Genomic DNA, 16,681 nt, shown 5'->3' on the forward strand with positions numbered 1-16,681 from the left:
CTTCATAGTAGTTTTTTCACCAAGTAAACGCTTACATTGTATGTTAACTAGTCGTTTACAAGTGTGCCGGATTGTAACGTACCTGTTTTTAGTTATATTGTTCGACGCTTGGATAAAGCGTAACGGAACTATAAATAGGAAACCATCTATGAATAATAATAAAATTCGCCTGAGTGCACTCGCTCTCGGTATCTCTTCTGCGCTGGTCAGTGCCTCTGCAGCCAGCGCAAACCTAACAGCACAACCTAAGTTATTTGATGGCCAAAAAAAGCCGCTTGTTCAGCGTCAAGTAGCTGAATTAAAGCAACAAAAACAAGCCGTTGCCTGGTTGGTAGAATTAAATGGTCAACACCTTTACGGTGTAAGTAAAGCAAACCAAGCATCTGTAAGTGCAGAAATTTCTGATATCCAACAGCGTGTTATGAGCGACATGCAAAATATGGATTTGGGCCTTAACGTTCTGACTCGCACTTCTAAACTCGCCAATGCATTGGTAGTAGACGGTGAAGAAGCGCAAGTAAAGCAGTTAGAAAAACACCAAGACGTTAAAGCAATTTACCCAGTATACGACTATGAACTTGCTGTTGCAGACAGCGCTGATTACATCAACGCGACACCGCTAGTGGAAAATGAAATCGCTACGGGTGAAGGTGTCCGTGTAGCCGTTCTTGATACTGGTATCGATTACACTCATGCTGCCTTCGGCGGTGAGGGTACAGCAGAAGCGTATGCAGCGGCTATTGCCGATGAAACCGTGACATGGCCACAAGGTATTGTGAAAGGTGGTTATGATTTCTACAACATGGACCCGGACCCAATAGACAATGGTACCAACCACGGTACTCATGTATCGCATTCTGTAAGTGGTATTGCACCGAATGTTGATTTGTTTGTGTATTCAGTGTGTGCAGGTGGTTGTCCAGGTATTGCACAGCTGATGGCACTTGAAGCTGCTATGGATCCAAACGGCGATTTGGATATCGAAGACCGTGTAGACGTTGTTAACATGTCACTCGGTGGAGATTTTGGTGATGTGGCTCAAGATGCCGTGGGTCTATTTATTAACCGCGCTGTAACGCTAGGCACAAATGTGGTTGTCTCTGCTGGTAACGATAACAACATTCCATATATCGTAGGCGGCCCTAGTACATCAGAGAATGCGTTATCTGTGGGGGCGATGACACACCCGACCAATACGGCAAGCGTGGCTGCCGGCACAGTGGCTGGTGAGGAAGCTATTTTCCAAGGTGCAAGCTTTGGACCTACTGATTTTAGTTTTAGTAGCGATGACATTGAGCTGGTCTACCCAGATGCTAACCAAACAGCATGTGAAGCCTTTGCAGATGATGTTGATTTTACAGGCAAAGCTGTTCTTATTGACCGTGGTGGTTGTGCGTTCACTGAGAAAGTATTAGCTGCGCAAGCTAAAGGTGCAGCCTTTGTTATTATCGCCAACAACAATGATGATGGCACGCCAGCGCCAATGGGTGGTTTTGATGCGAACGTAACCATTCCTTCTGTAGGTACTACCTATGCGATAGGCATGCAGCTTAAAGAAGGCGCGAGCTTTAGCGTCAGCGTGAATACAGTAACCACAGATGGCGCAGTAGCGAGCTTTTCTTCACGTGGTCCATCAGTAAGCGGTTTACTTAAGCCAGAAATTACTGCGCCAGGTGTGAACATCATGACTGCTCATCCTGGCACAGGTACAGGCGAGTCTGGTGCATCTGGTACTTCTTTCTCTGGCCCAATCACAGCGGGTGCGATGAGTATTCTTAAAGAAGCTTTGCCTGAGCGTAACGCACATGAGCTTAAAGCAACGATCATGAATGCGGCTAACCTAGATGTGACCATGACCCCGCGTGCAGTAGACCCAGAGACAGAGCTTGCGCCTATCAGCTTAATTGGTTCGGGTCTTGTGGATGTTGAAAAAGCCGCAAATCTACCTGTTGCTGCATGGGCAAAAGACACTCGTCAAGCTGCATTGTCATTTGGTTTCCAGAGTCTTGCTGAAGCTACGACAATGACCAAAACGGTGCAGGTGAAGAACTTCTCTAACTCAGCGAAAACCTATGATCTTGCATGGCAGCAGCGCTTTGCTGATGATGCTGAATCAGGTGCAATTAGCGCTGAATATCCTGCATCAGTTACCATCCCTGCAGGTCAAACAGTTGAATTTGATGTGACCGTAACTGTTGACCCTACAAAATTGCCTGAGTGGAAAATCAATTACACCAATGCTTGGAAGTCAGAAGCGGGAGAATTTTTAACTAAGTCTGAATTAGACGGTGCACTGATCTTCAATGAAAGTGGTGAGGAAGCGTTGCACTTGGTGTATCACGTTCTACCACGCGCAGCTGCTAAGCCAGTTTTTGGGGCTGAGAAAACGGAAGAGGGTGTTGTATATACAATCACCAATGAAGGGGCTACGGACTTTGTTCCAGTAATTCTAGAGAATACGGCAGTAGACGAAGTGGGTGACTCTGAGCGCCTAGACATTGTTTCAGGTAGCGTAGAAACCTTGCAAGTACCTGCAAACTTCTGTGCATCTGGCTATGGTGTATTTACCACTATCGTGCTTGATCAGCCAATTACATCAAACTTTATCGGTAACTTCGCAGCGGAGTTCGATTTAGACAATGATGGTCGTTGGGATGTGCGTTCACACTCGCTGAGCTATCGCTCATTTGTTGATGGTGTACCACCGATTGCGGTGACTTACACTGTACCGACTTACTCACTGAACGACCTATTCTTTGACAGTGGTACTAACTTTGTCACGTTACAGAACTGTATTGAGGACTATGGCCTAACAGCTTCAGACCTTGGCACATTGAATGCGACCGTTCGTTTCCGTGTAGGTGAAGGATACTATGACAGCACAGGTGCTAGCGCGGTTGACTCGGTAATGGGTAGTTATGACTTTGCGCCAGCACAAACCGTGGCACTCGCTGTAGATGGACAGGGTGATGTGGTTGAAAGCCTAGCACCAGGAGAAACAGCTCAGTTCCTATTCGCTGATGCAAACTTCACTGTACTGTCAACGTCTGGTTCAGCTGCCGTTGTTACATCACCGCGCGCAGACATGGGTGTGGCACCAAGCCTAGCAGATGCTGAGTTTACCGTTGCAGAGAACTCTGCAAATGGCACAGTGATTGGTACCTTAGCTGCGATGCGTAATGCCCCGTTAGCTGGCGCAATTTCTGAATTCATCGTGACGAGTTCAACATCGACAGTATTTGATGTTACAGCGAACGGGGATGTTGTTGTTGCTAAGGGTGAGTTGTTGGACTTCGACGCGGGTCTTGAGCAGGCAACCTTGACAGTTGTTGCTACTGACTCAGTAGGTAACATCTCAAACGAAGCAACCGTTGTGGTTAAAGTGAAGAACTTACTTGATGAAGCTGCAGAGCAGCCAGCGCCTCAAGTTCAACCAAAAACAAGCACAAGTTCAGGTACTTGGGGTTGGTTAACTCTGCTAATGGCCCCTGCACTGTGGTTACGTCGCCGTCGCGGCTAATCCTGTTGCTTGTAGTATAAAAAAACGGCGCTTGTAGCGCCGTTTTTTATTATCCAAATGAGGATTAATCTTTGAATGACTTGTGGCAATCTTTACAGCCTTTCGCCCAGTTTTGGAACGCTGGAACGATTTGCTCTTTGTCGCCAGTCTGCGCTGCAACGGCAAGCTCTTGAGCGTATTTAGCAAATGCATCTGCTTTAGCATCAAAGGTTGCGCGGTCTTCCCAGATTGCAGGTAGTGCATCAGTTTCGCCTTTGTCGGAACCCGCTACAAATGCTTCCCACGGCATTTGAGACAGTGCAGCTGCATTGTTTGCACGTTGTTGGAAGCGCTCAGCGTCAAAAGGTATTTTACCTTTTAACATGTCGCCCATGTCGCCAATTTGTACACGGATCAAAGAAAATGCCGATTGACGGTAGTCAATTGCATCTTCTGGTTTTTCAAATACTGAGTTTGCGAGTGCTGATGTTGAGCCTGCAGCCAAGACTACTGCGGCGATAATTGCGTGAAGTTTCATTCCATTTGCCCCTTATAATAAATGATGTTCCTTTTTACCTAAGGGGCTGCTCAATGACAAGCTCTCTTCGGTAATAACTGCGCTAAACACTTGTTAGCACAGCTTTACATCGGATTATTCACCAATGTCTATATCAGCGAAGATCATGCCCCTACGCATGCTTCGAGTGGCCAAAAAGACTTCAGCTAACAGTGAGATAAATGCCAAAATCAACAGCAGCATCGCAATCATAAAACACAGTGCGATTGTGGTGCCTAAATTCACTGATTGAATGCTGGCCACGAATAGCAACATGACCACCGCACTCACTAAGGTCGCACTTAAGACACACAAACTAAAGGCTATGTGAATGCAACGCGCGCGTTTGAGTAACGCTCGTAATTCTGTAGTCAGTGAGCGATTAAAGTCCTCATCACTACTTATTTTTAGTTTGCGCTCCAACGTTCTAGCTCTGTCTGTGACGCGCGCTAGACGGCTCGAAAGAACACCAAGCGTTGCAGCAATACCGGTAATAAGAAAAACGGGAGCGACGGCTGTTTGGATGACCTTCGCCATAGTGAGAATATTTACGACGTCGTTGTTCACTGGTACTCCTTTTTGCTTGTTTGACATTGCAGTGTAACGGTTATGAAATATTTCGACTAGGGTGAGTGGCAGCAAAAGTGCGAAGACGCTGCACAGTTTGGCCCCGCAACCGACTAATTTTCACAATTGATATATATCTAAGCTCACACTACCTGGAGTATGGTATATATTTGTACTGAATGTGCGCTGAGAACCCCCGTTTTCGAAGTACAAGTTATGACATTATAAAAAATCACAGGAGTGAGCATGGAGCCGGTATTACCCGAAAATAAAAATAACACCAAAGGTGGTGATGAAAACACGATGGCAATGCTTTGTCATCTGGCAGCATTGGCCGGATTTATCGTGCCCTTTGGCTCAATTCTTGGGCCTTTAGTTGTGTGGTTGGTAAAGAAAGATGAAATGCCTATTGTTGACCGACACGGCCGCGATTCGCTTAACTTCCAATTGACTATGCTCATTGCGTACATTGTTAGCTTCATCCTTATATTCGCAGTAATAGGTGTGATATTGCTACCAATCGTTGCCCTGTTCTCATTTATCATGGTAATCGTTGCGTCAATTAAAGCGTACGAAGGCAAAGAGTTTAAGTACCCACTGAGCTTCAAATTCTTATAGAATACGCCCAGTTTTAATATCAAAAAAGAGGTGAATAAAGCTCTATGGCTTACTTGAGCTTGTTGTTGAGTGCATTCATCTCTGCCACCTTACTTCCGGGATCGTCCGAAGTCCTGCTCAGCACTTTGTTGTTAACAAGTGAGCATACATTATTCTTGCTGTGGCTCAGTGCCACGGTCGGTAATGTACTGGGTAGTTGCGTTAATTATGTTCTCGGGACTCAAGTAACCCGTTTCGCAGATAGAAAATGGTTCCCGGTGTCCAAGCAAGCGATGGATAAAGCGCAAACTCAATTCAACCGTTATGGTGCATTTAGTTTGTTGTTTGCGTGGTTGCCGGTCGTTGGTGACCCGCTTACGGTTGTAGGTGGGATATTTCGTGTGCCTTTCGGGCTATTTTTGCTATTAGTCACACTGGGTAAAGGGCTGCGATATGCAGCCGTAATCGTCATGACACTGGGTCTTGAGGCACTCTTACAGTAGTGCCTTACAATGAGTCATTTAGGGTGAACGATGCCAATCGAGCGTCAGCGACACTGAGTCGGCAAAGCGCAGTGCATGTGGCTTGTCTACGCGCACTTTAGCGTAATGCACGCTGTCATGAACGTGGCACAGCGCCAGTATTTCTGCGACCAGTTTTTCCAATAATAAAAATTGCCCTTGTTCAACAAGGCTGATCACCGCTTTGGTCACCGTTTTGTAGTTGAGCGCTTCGTTCACTTCATCTTGTTCGCATGCTCTATCAGCAGGGTAGTGAATCTCAATGTTAATCACGACGTCCTGTTTTTTTTCGCGCTCTTCAGGGTTGAAGCCGATGTAAGTACGTAATCTAAGATTGGTAACGTTTATGATGGCGTTAGTCATAGGCGCGCCTTAGTTTTTAACCAGTTGCAAGAATTCATTACGTGTTTTTGGATCGGTACGGAAGTTACCTAGCATCACTGACGTACGCATCTTAGAGTTTTGTTTTTCAACGCCACGCATCATCATGCACATATGTTTGGCTTCGACAATCACACCCACACCTTTCGCACCGGTGACTTCTTCAACTGCATGAGCGATTTGATGTGTTAACTGCTCTTGGATTTGGAAGCGACGCGCGTACATATCAACGATACGGGCAAATTTAGATAACCCCAGCACCTTGCCATTGGGGATGTAAGCAATGTGGGCTTTGCCGACAAAAGGTAATAAATGATGTTCGCACATGGAATAAAGCTCGATGTCTTGAACTAGCACCATGTCGTCTGCATCAGAAGTGAACACCGCATTGTTGGTGATTTCTTCTAACGTTTGGCGATAACCCTTGGTGAGGTATTCCATCGCTTTCGCAGCGCGTTTAGGTGTGTCTAGTAGGCCTTCACGCTTAGGATCTTCACCGACTGCGGAAATGATTTCTCGATAACTTTTTTTCAAATCGTCGTGCATAGTGTTCTCGTTTATTTTAAATGGCGGCCGCCGTCGATAGCTAGGCTGCGTCCAGTTATATAGTTGCTGTTGAGTAACATCTCAACGGCGGCGATAATATCTTGGCAACCAGGCTCAATACCCATGAGTGATTTGCGCAAGGTCTTTTCTTTGTACTGCTCATCGTCATCTTCGTTAAAAATAATCAATGAAGGAGCGATGGCATTCACTTTAATATGCGGTGCCCATTTGGCCGCAAAAGATAGCGTGAAGTTGTGCAACGCTGCTTTCGATGCGGCATAAGCTAGGTGTTTTGGGCTGCCTGTTTCGACGACATAATCGGTCAGGTGGATGACATCTGTGAACTCACCTTCTATTTTCAGCATGTCCTCGCAATACTGGTTTATTAAATAAGGTACTTTGGCGTGTATACGCATCATAGCGTCAAACAGTTGGGCATAATCTTTATTGGTTTTTTCGCAATCCCAACTCGAGGCGTTGTGGATGATAGCCCGTAACTTGGGTGTAGCTTGGCGTAATTCTTGGATGAAGCGTATGATGCTGTCATCGCAGCTGAAATCAGCTTGAATACAGGTTACCCCCGACGCCTCAAGCTCATCAACAGCCTGATGACGAGTACGATAGGTAATGATGACCGCTTGGCCTTGTTGAATAAAATGCTGTGCTAGGGCCAAACCAATGCGTTGACCTGCACCTGTTATCAAAATAGGAAAGGACATAACTTCCTAATAATAAGAGTGATTAACTCTAACTATAAACAAATGACAGAATGATTGCAGTGTTTACGAGCATAAAAGCGTTGGCGATCAGTATGGGAGGGGGATTAATGTGGCACTGGCTGACACCAGTGCCGCAGAGCTTAATCGTAAATGGTCGGGATAGGCTTGCGTTTGTGTTGGGTGCGCAAGTAAATACCGATGATTTTTTCTTCCACTTCTTGGCTCAGTGGTTTGCCTTCTAAGAAGTCGTCGATTTGGTCGTAACTCAGACCTAACGCATCTTCATCAGCTAAACCCGGACGGTCGCACTCGGAATCAGCCGTGGGGGTTTTATGCACCAAGCTTTGCGGTGCACCCAGTGCCTCAGCAAGGGCTCGCACTTGGCGTTTTGACAAGCCAAATAGCGGCGCTAAATCACAAGCGCCATCACCAAATTTGGTGTAAAAGCCCGTGATATTCTCGGCACTGTGATCGGTGCCCACAACTAAGCCTTGGTTGAGGCCCGCAAGTTCATACTGGGCAATCATGCGTTGGCGTGCTTTCACGTTGCCTTTTACAAAATCCACTTGTGCTTGAGCTGGGAGGCTCAAAGAGGTTTGCGCTAGGCCTGCCAGAACCTGCTCATGCATGTGGTCGCTGGCTGGTTTGATGTTCACGGTAACGCGCTGACTGGGTTTGATAAATTCAAGCGCTAGTTGCGCTTCGTCTTCATCGGCTTGAACACCATATGGAAGGCGTACAGCAATAAATTGGTACTGCGTGGTTTCATGCTCAGCATTGAGTTCATCAATTGCTAGCTGACACAAACGGCCACACGTTGAGGAATCTACACCGCCACTGATACCTAAAACCAAAGAATGGCAATGTGCGTGTTGCAAAGTGTGTTTAATAAATGCCACTCGGCGTGCGATTTCATGGTCTGTATCAATGCTAGGTTGCACCTTCATTTCGGCAACGATGTCGGCTCGCATAACTTCCTCATTCGAACTAAGTAGTAAGCGCTCATTATGTAAGTATTTAGGGAAAAGTTAAAGCTTGTCTTGTTGTCAGGCCCTAACTGGCCACATGCCACTGTATTAACTTGTCAATGAGGGTGTCTGGTTTGAGCGGTTTGGTCAGGTAATCGTTCATACCGGCGTCGAGGCACTTTTCTTTGTCTCCTTCCATGGCGTTGGCGGTGAGCGCGATAATAATAGCGCTGCTGTAATACTCGCCTGCAGCACCTTGGCGGATTTGAGTTGCGGCTTGATAACCATCCAATACCGGCATTTGGCAGTCCATTAAAATCACGTCAAACGGGCCATGATCAGGGTGTTTCAATAGATCGATGGCTTCTTGCCCGTTGTTCGCGACAGTGTATTTACATCCCTGTTTATCAAGCAAGGAGGTAGCAACGATCTGATTCACTTTGTTGTCTTCTACCAGCAAGCAGTTCATGCCCCGCAATGAGTTGGGGTCGGAGTCCTTGGTTTCTTTCTTTGGGGTAGCTTCGTTATAAATGTCATACGCTGTCAGAGGGTAAAAGACCAAGCGATAGTCACTAATCGTAATGTTTTTGTTCGCTTCTTTGGCCTCTTCTAGGTGTGTGACTATGAGCACTTTACTGCCTTTGGGAAGATGCTGTTCAAGCTTTTGTTGCAACGCATTATTGTGTGCAAACAAGCTGTTGCTATCGACGATTAATCTTACAGGCTGAGTGAGTGCGTCTATTAATTTGGCATCGTTATCAAAAGTGTGCACTTGAGCACCCATTGCTCGGCAATGTTTGGCGGTAAGGCTTTGCTGCGCGGTGTCATTGTCAATGATGAACACAGGCAGGCTTGTGAGCAGTGTAGAAATTGCGCTGTTTTTATTCACTTTGAGCGCAATAGAGAATGTGAATGCACTCCCTTTGCCGACCTCACTCGCGACGGACACTGAACCACCCATGAGTTCACATAATTGCTTCACAATCGCCAATCCCAACCCTGTGCCACCATATTCGCGGGTTGTGGAGCTATCAGCCTGAGTGAATGCATCAAATAACTGTGATTGTGCTGCCTCATTGATGCCAATGCCGGTGTCAATGACACTGCATGTAAGGCGTGCATCAGGGGTTATTCGTGCAACCACCGTAATGCTACCATTTTCTGTAAACTTAATGGCATTGGAGAGCAGGTTGGCAACCACCTGACGTAATCTGTTAGGGTCACCGTAAACCATCTGATACCCCGCAGCTTGCGTATCCAATAGTACTTGGTTGCCTTTTTGCTGTGCTTTAAGCGCCATCGATTCAACGGTTTGGCTCAATAGCTGGTGCAGGTCAAATTCCACCTCTTCAAGGTCAACTTTGCCAGCTTCTACTTTCGAAAAGTCGAGTATGTCATCGATAATGCTCAGTAAGGCCGTTGCTGACGTCCGTGCTAAATCTAATTGGTGTAGCTGCGAATCGTTTAGGTCGCTGTGACTGAGCAGCTCCATCATACCAATTACGCCATTCATAGGCGTTCGAATTTCATGGCTCATACTGGCAAGAAATTCGCTTTTTACTTTTGCTGCGTGTTCGGCATCTTCTTTTGCTTTGCGCAGCGCAAATTCAGTGAGCTGCCGCTCGTGGTTAGCGAACACTCCCCCAATGATACTGGCGACCGCGAGCAAGAAATTCTCGTCACTTTCACTCCAGATACGTGGTTCGTTACAGTGTTCTGCGCAGACGACGCCTACAATGCCATCACGGCCGGGAATTGCACAGTCGAGGATGGCATGGATATTCAGGGGCTTGAGATATTCTTGTAAAAAATCGGCGGTAATTTTGTCGTGTTGTGCATGTGAAATACTCAGCACAGCGCGGCGCTTTATCGCTGTAAAGTAAGCTGGATGTTCACCAGCTCTCAGTACAGCACCATCGCTGTGGCGATTGAGCTTCAAATCATACAAAGAAATGAGGTGGAGGTGCGATGATTTCTGATCGAATAGCCAAATGCTCGCTCTATCGACACGCAGAGTTTGGCTGATCATCCGAGTGATAGTGTGTTTGGCCATGCCCAAATTGCCGGCAATAACTGATTCATTGAGGGTCAGTGCAGCCAGTGCATTGTTGCGTTGCGACAACTGTTGTTGCGCGAGCTGTGCACGTTTTTCGAGGTCAATATCCTGAATGGAACCAAAAACGCGAACACATTGGTGATCTACAAATTCAGCCTCTCCACGTACGCGGACCCACTTCATTTCATCTTGGCCTGTTTTGATTTTTAACTCGACGTCGAAGTTTTCTTGTTCAGTGATAGCTTTGTTGACGAGAATTTCAATTTTCTTCTTCGATGCAGGGATATAAAAATCAAACAGGTTATCAGCTGTGATTTCAAAACGCTGATCAACATGGTGAATTGCTCGATTTACAGGCGACCAAAATGCTTTTTTGGTTTGTACATTTAACTCCCAAGCACCGATGTTTGCTTGTTCGCTCATAGCTTCAAGCATATGCTTATGGTGGATCAGTTGCTCGCTAATTTGTTGTTGTTGCGTGATATCGCTGGCCACCAAATAGATTTTGTCTTTATTACCATCTAGCGCCAAATTGATACGGCAAAAGACGCTTTTTCCTGAGTGGCGACGTAAGTAGGCTTCAAATTCAATCTCATTGCTCAGTACGCCAAGTTCATCAATGTGTCCTTGTACCGTTTCTTTGCTTTGCGTGCAGACGAAATCCAAGAAAGGGTTCGCGACCATTTCGCTGGCGACATAGCCGAGGCCAAAGTACATGCGGTTATTTACACGCTCGATAAAACCATGGAGGTTTAGAATGGCCATGAAGTTTGCGTTGAGTTCAAAGAAACTTTCTGTTTCTTGTTTAGCATGGATAAGCGCTAATTCGGTTGCCTTTTTCGTGCTGATGTCGATGTGAGTACCAATCATACGTTTCGGTTTACCGGTGTTCTCCCACTCGATTACCCGACCAGTATCAAGAACCCACACCCAATGTCCTTGCTTATGCTTGAGGCGAGTTTCACACACAAATAGATTTGCTTTGCCCTGCCAGTGTTGTTCTAAATGGCTATTACATTGGCTTAAGTCATCTGTGTGCATGTGATTAAGCCAAGTGTCTACATTGACTGGCTGTAGCTCAGCCAGGGAGTAGCCTATAATTTCACACCAGCGCTCATTGACGCGCAATTCGCCGCTACGAATATCCCAATCCCAAATCGCAACACCAATAGTATCAATCACTAAGGCAAGGCTTTGTGATTTCTCTAACAATGAGGCTTGGGTCGCCTTTTTCTCTCGTTGGTCTTCTACGAGTAACCAGAAATATCCTTTTTGCGACGACTTATCAAAACGTACACCAGAAATTTGTACCGGATAATTGGCGTCTTGATGCCAAAAAGTCTCGGTAGGCGCTAATCGCTCTTTGTGTTTAAACTCATGAAGGCGCAGATCTCCGTGTCGCTCAGGTGAAAATACGTCACTGAAGGTCATACGCTTGAGCTTTTCCTTGGAGATTTGCACGTTGTCGTACAAGGCATTATTGGCATGAATAAATTCACCTGTAGAAGCGTCACATAGCGCGATTCCTATTGGAGATAGATCATACAGAGCTTGCAGGCGCTGCTCATTGACTAACAACTGTTGCAATAACCTTTTGACCCAAAACAAAAAGAGTAAAATTAAGCAAGTAGCAGCAATGATGCCTATGCGAGGGTACAGGTAATGGCTTTTTGGCGGTTGCCACCCATGTTTGGGTCGCACCGATAAGTGCCATCTTTGCGAAGGCAATGTAATTGCCAAGCTGATTGCGTCATCAGCCAGAGCTTGGCGTTGACCATGTAAGTGGTGTTTTTGCTGATTCGCTAAGTCGCGATATAAGGCAACGTCATACTTGTTTGAAAACTCTGTGACACCACTGTTTCTAAACACTTTTTCAGCATCTAGGACGGCCGAAATAAGCCCCCAGAAAGGATTGTCATCGTTATCAATGAATACCGGTAAGCGGGCGATTATGCCGCTGCCTCCTTGCACTAACTCAAGTGGGCCGGCAATGGTAATATCGCCGCTTTCTTTCGCGCTTAATATCAATTCTCGCTGGCCGTCGGTCTTGAGATAGTCGAGCCCAATCGCTGCTTCGTTACCTTGCAGTGGATACATCATGGTGATAACCATATTTGGCGCGAGCGCGATATTTCTTAACTCCTTAGAGCTAGAAAAAATACTGCGCGCAATTGAATTAAACTGATGTTGATCCAAGTTGGGTTGCGCAGCTATTGCGGGCACGAGACCTCGCACCAATTGAATGTTGGCGGTCATGAGCGCTTGTAATTGTGAACTATATTGCTGCGCTTCTACACCTACATCTTGGCGATAGTTTTGTGCCGCCTGACGATAAATTACCTGGTCGATCGCAAAAGCAATCCCGAGGATCACAATCACTAAGGCATAGAAGGAACTGATGTAAAGTCGTGTTTGTGGCGAAGCACTCATTAATGCGTAATTGGTCAGAAAAAGCAGCTCTCTACACTATAGTTTATGAAGCCTTATTGTCTAATTTCCAAAGAGTTACTCACTGATTTTCCGAGAACAAAGAACGTCATTTTCATCTTTTCATTGGGTGATAGTTGGGTCATTGCCATCACTTATTTAAGCAATGAGATGCTTGTCTCTTATCGTGGCAAAGCCCTTAGCGCACCAACGCTATTGGTTGGGTTAACAAATTGCGCTGAGGTAATGCCAACAAACCACAAAAAATGTCATACAATAGTGCTCACAATAATAAAATCATAAAGATACGGATAAGTTAGCCATGTTCAAATGGGGAAAGCGCCTAGTCATCACCGCCATCGTTTTGTTGCTGTTTGCTACAGCTATAATCTACGGCGTTCTGTCATTGAGTTTACCAGCCCTAGATGGTCGCGGTAGTAGTAGCGCTATTGATAATGTCGTTACGATTAAACGAGATTCGCAGGGACAGGCCATTATAGACGCGCAAAGCATGGCTGATGCAGCTTATGGTTTGGGTTTTGTTCATGGCCAAGATCGCTTTTTCCAAATGGATTTATTGCGCCGTAACTCCGCCGGTGAGCTGAGCGAATTATTTGGTGAAGCGGCGTTGAAACTGGATAAGAAAATGCGCTTTCATCAACTTCGCAAACGCAGTGAGCGCATGTATGCGCAGTTGCCAGCTGAGCAGCAATTGCGTCTAGAGCGCTATGCGCAAGGGGTCAACGAAGCGTTGCAGGCACAGTCCATGAAAAGCTTCGAATATTTGCTCACGGGTGCAGATGTGCAGCTTTGGCAACCCGTGGATAGCTTACTGGTAATCTACAGCATGTATTTAGACTTGCAGGCGGGTACTTTTGAACGCGATATGGTGTTGGAGCAAATTGAGCAACTCTACTCTGTAGAGATGCGTGAATTCTTGACCCAACCTAGCGAATATCAAGCAGCACTTGATGGCAGTGAACTGCCGCTACGTGATTTACCTATCCCAGCTTTACCGACCACAGCAATGAGTGCGCAGATCACAGAAATCATCCCCAACGAAGAGGTGGGCAGCAACAACTGGGCCGTCTCAGGTGAGCTAACCGCAAGTGGTCAGCCTATGGTGTCCGACGACATGCACTTAGGCTTAGCGGTGCCGGTGATTTGGTATCGCGCACAATTGAATGTGGCGGGCATGCAGGTCACTGGCGTCTCCCTTCCCGGTGCCCCCGCCATTGTTGTCGGCAGTAACAATCATATCGCGTGGGGTTTTACCAACGCCTATGTAGACACTTCAGACTGGGTGCGTTTAAACGACAACGCCGATGTGGTCACTGAGGAAGAAACAATAAAAATAAAAGGTGGGGAAGCTTATTCATATACGTTCCCTACCAGCGATTATGGTCCGGTACGTAGTATTAATGGTCAGCGCTATGCCTTGAGTTGGGTGGGGCATTATGACTACGCACTTAACCTTGAGTTAGCCAACCTTGCTACGGCTAAATCAGTGACTGAGGCATTTAAGATAGCTGATAAAGCTGGAATGCCAGTGCAAAACTTGGTAGTAGTGGATAGCCAAGGGCAAATTGGTTGGCAACCTATGGGGGCCATTGCTGCGCGCACTAACCCCAGTGATGTGGCAATGAGTGAAGCCGATTTCCAACAAGCCTGGTTCGACAATGAGCCACAACGCCCGCGAGTAATGAATCCAATAGATGGTCGCCTTTGGACTGGCAATGCCCGCGTTATTTCGACACAAGAATTAGACCGTCTTGGCGATGGTGGCTATGCACTGGGCGCGAGACAGCAGCAAATTCGAGACCGCTTGTTTGAGAAATCACAATTTAATGAGCAAGATTTTCTTGCACTACAATTGGACAACGAAGCACGATTCCTGTCAAAGTGGCATGCTTTGTTGCAGGCAACACTCGAAGCACAAGGCAGTGAAAACAATATAAAACTCGTGCAGCAGTGGCAGGGTTGTGCCTGCGCTGATTCTGTCGGATATACCCTCGTGCGCTATTTCCGCAGTGCGGTGATTGATACTGTATTCGCGAGTATTGAGTCGCAACTCGGTGAGCATGACCTGACACTGGGTCCTATTCGTCGTAATTTAGAGCCAGCAACATGGCAGATCCTAGAAGAACCAAGTGTTTGGGGTCTTGCAGAGAGACAGCAGTTGCTGTCAAAAAGCGTTAACTTAGCGTTGGCAAGAATTCGTGAAAAGCACGGTGATGATATGGCCAATTGGCGATGGGGTAAGGTTAATGCCATGGCATTACAGCATCCATTTGCTAAACAAATTCCACAGCTAAGTCAGTGGCTTAATATGCCAGTCACCGAAGGTTTTGGTGATAGCTTTATGCCTGCAGTGCAGCGACCTGAATTTGGTGCATCGCAGCGCTTTATTGCTCAGCCGGGTCGCTTAGAGCACGCAATCATGGCTGTTCCGGGCGGGCAGTCTGCACATCCGTTGTCGCCGTTCTATCGAGAAGGTTATGAACAATATGCAACGCATCAGGCGGCACCATTATTACCAAGTGAAGCCACGCATCGTATTGAAATTCGCCCCACTAACTAGTTTGGGTAAATGAAGAGGTAGCTGCTGCGACCGTTGTTTGGTCGCGGCCGTTATACTTGCTTTTATACAATGCACCATCTGCTTTTGCTATCGCCGTGCTCAGTGAATCATTGCGTTGCCACTGCACAATACCAAAGCTGAGTGAGATTTTAAGTACGTCGGGCAGGTCATCAATTTGGATGTTTTTTACACTGTAACGTAAGGTTTCGATGCGCATTAACGCAGTTTCGATGGCGATATTGGGCAGCACAATAATGAACTCTTCTCCCCCCAGCGAGCAACAATGTCAGATGGTCGAGTTTGTGTGATAAGGAGCATACCCAATTCTCGCAACACCGCATCACCCACCTCATGACCATATTTATCATTAATTTCTTTGAAGTGATCGACATCCCCAATCGCAATGCAAATATCCTGATTATCCGCTAAGCAGCGCTTTTGCGCTCGGTAAATCAACTCTTTTGCGAAGCGGCGGTTATACAAATTAGTGAGGTAATCTTTGGTTGCCATCTCCGCAAGAACACCGCGTTGTTCTAGAGCTATACGGCGGATAAGTGCCAGCGTGTAGATCATAGGTATTCCCGCGATGAGAATATTTACGACCTCAATAAATTGCACGTAATCAGCAAGTGCATAGGTGTACGGCTTATTCGCAAAGAGTAAATACATCAACGCGAAAGTCACAATGAGCGAGCCGCTATATAAAATGGCGTTGCCCATTTTCATACTGTAATCAACGAGCAAAATGCAAGAGATGCTCCATAGATAGAACTGGAAGCCTGCTTCAGTGCCCATAAAATAACAGCAGGCCACTGAGTGAATGATAACCTCAGCGCTAAACAGCCTTAGTCCCAGACTGGGTTTTTTTTGAGCGATTAAATGGATGCCGAAAAACCATGCGAGGGTACTAAAAATGTTAAGTATGGCCAGTTCAGTGGCACCGATGAGATAAAATGTGGGTATTAACGTCGCGTGTATTACGCCAGCAAAATAAGCTACTTTGGTGATAACAGCAAATTTGAGCGTTTCGACTTTCTCAAAGATGCTTTCAGCCATGTAGTTATCAGTTGCCTGATCATTTGCTTGCGGCACTACGACACTCTCATTATTGCACCAAGTTAAAAAGTATAGTGCATGCGTAGAAGTTTGCGGAACGAGCTTCCTTAACGATGTTAATTCCAACGCATTGAAATATTGCAAGTTGCCAACGTAACACTTGATTGTGAGCTACACTGAGCATCGTTGCGTAAAAGTGAAGTAATC

At 46.3% G+C, this 16,681-nt stretch carries 11 protein-coding genes and 1 pseudogene; 4 read left to right on the forward strand and 8 right to left on the reverse strand.

From position 1 onward, the window contains the following. Positions 1–148: 148 nt before the first annotated feature. Complete coding sequence (locus ACH19P_RS02330; RefSeq protein ID WP_462156918.1) at positions 149–3,520, forward strand: S8 family serine peptidase; 3,372 nt, start codon at positions 149–151, stop codon at positions 3,518–3,520. A gap of 64 nt (positions 3,521–3,584) precedes the next feature. Here the strand turns inward: ACH19P_RS02330 and ACH19P_RS02335 are convergent, their stop codons facing one another. After that, positions 3,585–4,037 carry a c-type cytochrome gene (locus ACH19P_RS02335; protein WP_462156919.1) on the reverse strand — a complete coding sequence of 151 codons (453 nt, stop codon included), beginning with the start codon at positions 4,035–4,037 and terminating at the stop codon, positions 3,585–3,587. A gap of 114 nt (positions 4,038–4,151) precedes the next feature. After that, the gene (locus tag ACH19P_RS02340; RefSeq protein ID WP_462156920.1) at positions 4,152–4,622 is read right to left on the reverse strand and encodes a DUF2721 domain-containing protein; all 471 of its coding nucleotides are present in this window, start codon (positions 4,620–4,622) and stop codon (positions 4,152–4,154) included. A gap of 246 nt (positions 4,623–4,868) precedes the next feature. On the opposite strand from ACH19P_RS02340, the gene ACH19P_RS02345 reads away from it, so the two are divergent. Further along, positions 4,869–5,240 (forward strand): DUF4870 domain-containing protein, encoded by a 372-nt coding sequence (locus ACH19P_RS02345; protein WP_462156921.1) that lies wholly within the window; start codon positions 4,869–4,871, stop codon positions 5,238–5,240. A gap of 44 nt (positions 5,241–5,284) precedes the next feature. After that, positions 5,285–5,722, forward strand: coding sequence for a YqaA family protein (locus ACH19P_RS02350; RefSeq protein WP_462156922.1), 438 nt, complete (start codon positions 5,285–5,287; stop codon positions 5,720–5,722). Between the two features lie 18 nt (positions 5,723–5,740). Here the strand turns inward: ACH19P_RS02350 and folX are convergent, their stop codons facing one another. The 5 genes from folX to ACH19P_RS02375 form a co-directional block, all read right to left on the reverse strand. Beyond that, entirely contained in the window at positions 5,741–6,103 is a 363-nt protein-coding gene (folX, locus tag ACH19P_RS02355; RefSeq protein WP_462156923.1) for a dihydroneopterin triphosphate 2'-epimerase, read from the reverse strand. A 9-nt stretch (positions 6,104–6,112) separates the two neighbouring features. Next, positions 6,113–6,667, reverse strand: coding sequence for a GTP cyclohydrolase I FolE (folE, locus tag ACH19P_RS02360; RefSeq protein WP_462156924.1), 555 nt, complete (start codon positions 6,665–6,667; stop codon positions 6,113–6,115). Positions 6,668–6,678: 11 nt separating this feature from the next. Further along, entirely contained in the window at positions 6,679–7,386 is a 708-nt protein-coding gene (folM, locus tag ACH19P_RS02365) for a dihydromonapterin reductase (protein WP_462156925.1), read from the reverse strand. A 140-nt stretch (positions 7,387–7,526) separates the two neighbouring features. Then, positions 7,527–8,357 carry an ammonia-dependent NAD(+) synthetase gene (nadE, locus tag ACH19P_RS02370; RefSeq protein ID WP_462156926.1) on the reverse strand — a complete coding sequence of 277 codons (831 nt, stop codon included), beginning with the start codon at positions 8,355–8,357 and terminating at the stop codon, positions 7,527–7,529. 82 nt (positions 8,358–8,439) lie between these two features. Then, positions 8,440–12,840, reverse strand: coding sequence for an ATP-binding protein (locus ACH19P_RS02375; RefSeq protein WP_462156927.1), 4,401 nt, complete (start codon positions 12,838–12,840; stop codon positions 8,440–8,442). A 319-nt stretch (positions 12,841–13,159) separates the two neighbouring features. Here ACH19P_RS02375 and ACH19P_RS02380 point away from each other — a divergent pair, with 319 nt between their 5' ends. Continuing rightward, positions 13,160–15,418: a penicillin acylase family protein gene (locus ACH19P_RS02380; RefSeq protein ID WP_462156928.1), complete on the forward strand. Its 2,259-nt coding sequence runs from the start codon at positions 13,160–13,162 to the stop codon at positions 15,416–15,418. Here ACH19P_RS02380 and ACH19P_RS02385 read toward each other — a convergent pair. Further along, positions 15,411–16,474, reverse strand: a pseudogene (locus ACH19P_RS02385) (GGDEF domain-containing protein). The gene ACH19P_RS02380 and the pseudogene ACH19P_RS02385 sit on opposite strands and share 8 nt — an antisense overlap. Between the last annotated feature and the right edge of the window lie 207 nt (positions 16,475–16,681).

It is taken from the genome of Pseudoalteromonas sp. GB56 (genome assembly GCF_054923835.1).

Bases quoted from the DNA above. Each gene is read 5' to 3' on its own strand.
- ACH19P_RS02330 (WP_462156918.1), top strand. From the start codon at position 149: ATGAATAATAATAAAATTCGCCTGAGTGCACTCGCTCTCGGTATCTCT.
- ACH19P_RS02335 (WP_462156919.1), bottom strand. From the start codon at position 4,037: ATGAAACTTCACGCAATTATCGCCGCAGTAGTCTTGGCTGCAGGCTCA.
- ACH19P_RS02345 (WP_462156921.1), top strand. From the start codon at position 4,869: ATGGAGCCGGTATTACCCGAAAATAAAAATAACACCAAAGGTGGTGAT.
- ACH19P_RS02350 (WP_462156922.1), top strand. From the start codon at position 5,285: ATGGCTTACTTGAGCTTGTTGTTGAGTGCATTCATCTCTGCCACCTTA.
- folX (WP_462156923.1), bottom strand. From the start codon at position 6,103: ATGACTAACGCCATCATAAACGTTACCAATCTTAGATTACGTACTTAC.
- folE (WP_462156924.1), bottom strand. From the start codon at position 6,667: ATGCACGACGATTTGAAAAAAAGTTATCGAGAAATCATTTCCGCAGTC.
- folM (WP_462156925.1), bottom strand. From the start codon at position 7,386: ATGTCCTTTCCTATTTTGATAACAGGTGCAGGTCAACGCATTGGTTTG.
- nadE (WP_462156926.1), bottom strand. From the start codon at position 8,357: ATGCGAGCCGACATCGTTGCCGAAATGAAGGTGCAACCTAGCATTGAT.
- ACH19P_RS02375 (WP_462156927.1), bottom strand. From the start codon at position 12,840: ATGAGTGCTTCGCCACAAACACGACTTTACATCAGTTCCTTCTATGCC.
- ACH19P_RS02380 (WP_462156928.1), top strand. From the start codon at position 13,160: ATGTTCAAATGGGGAAAGCGCCTAGTCATCACCGCCATCGTTTTGTTG.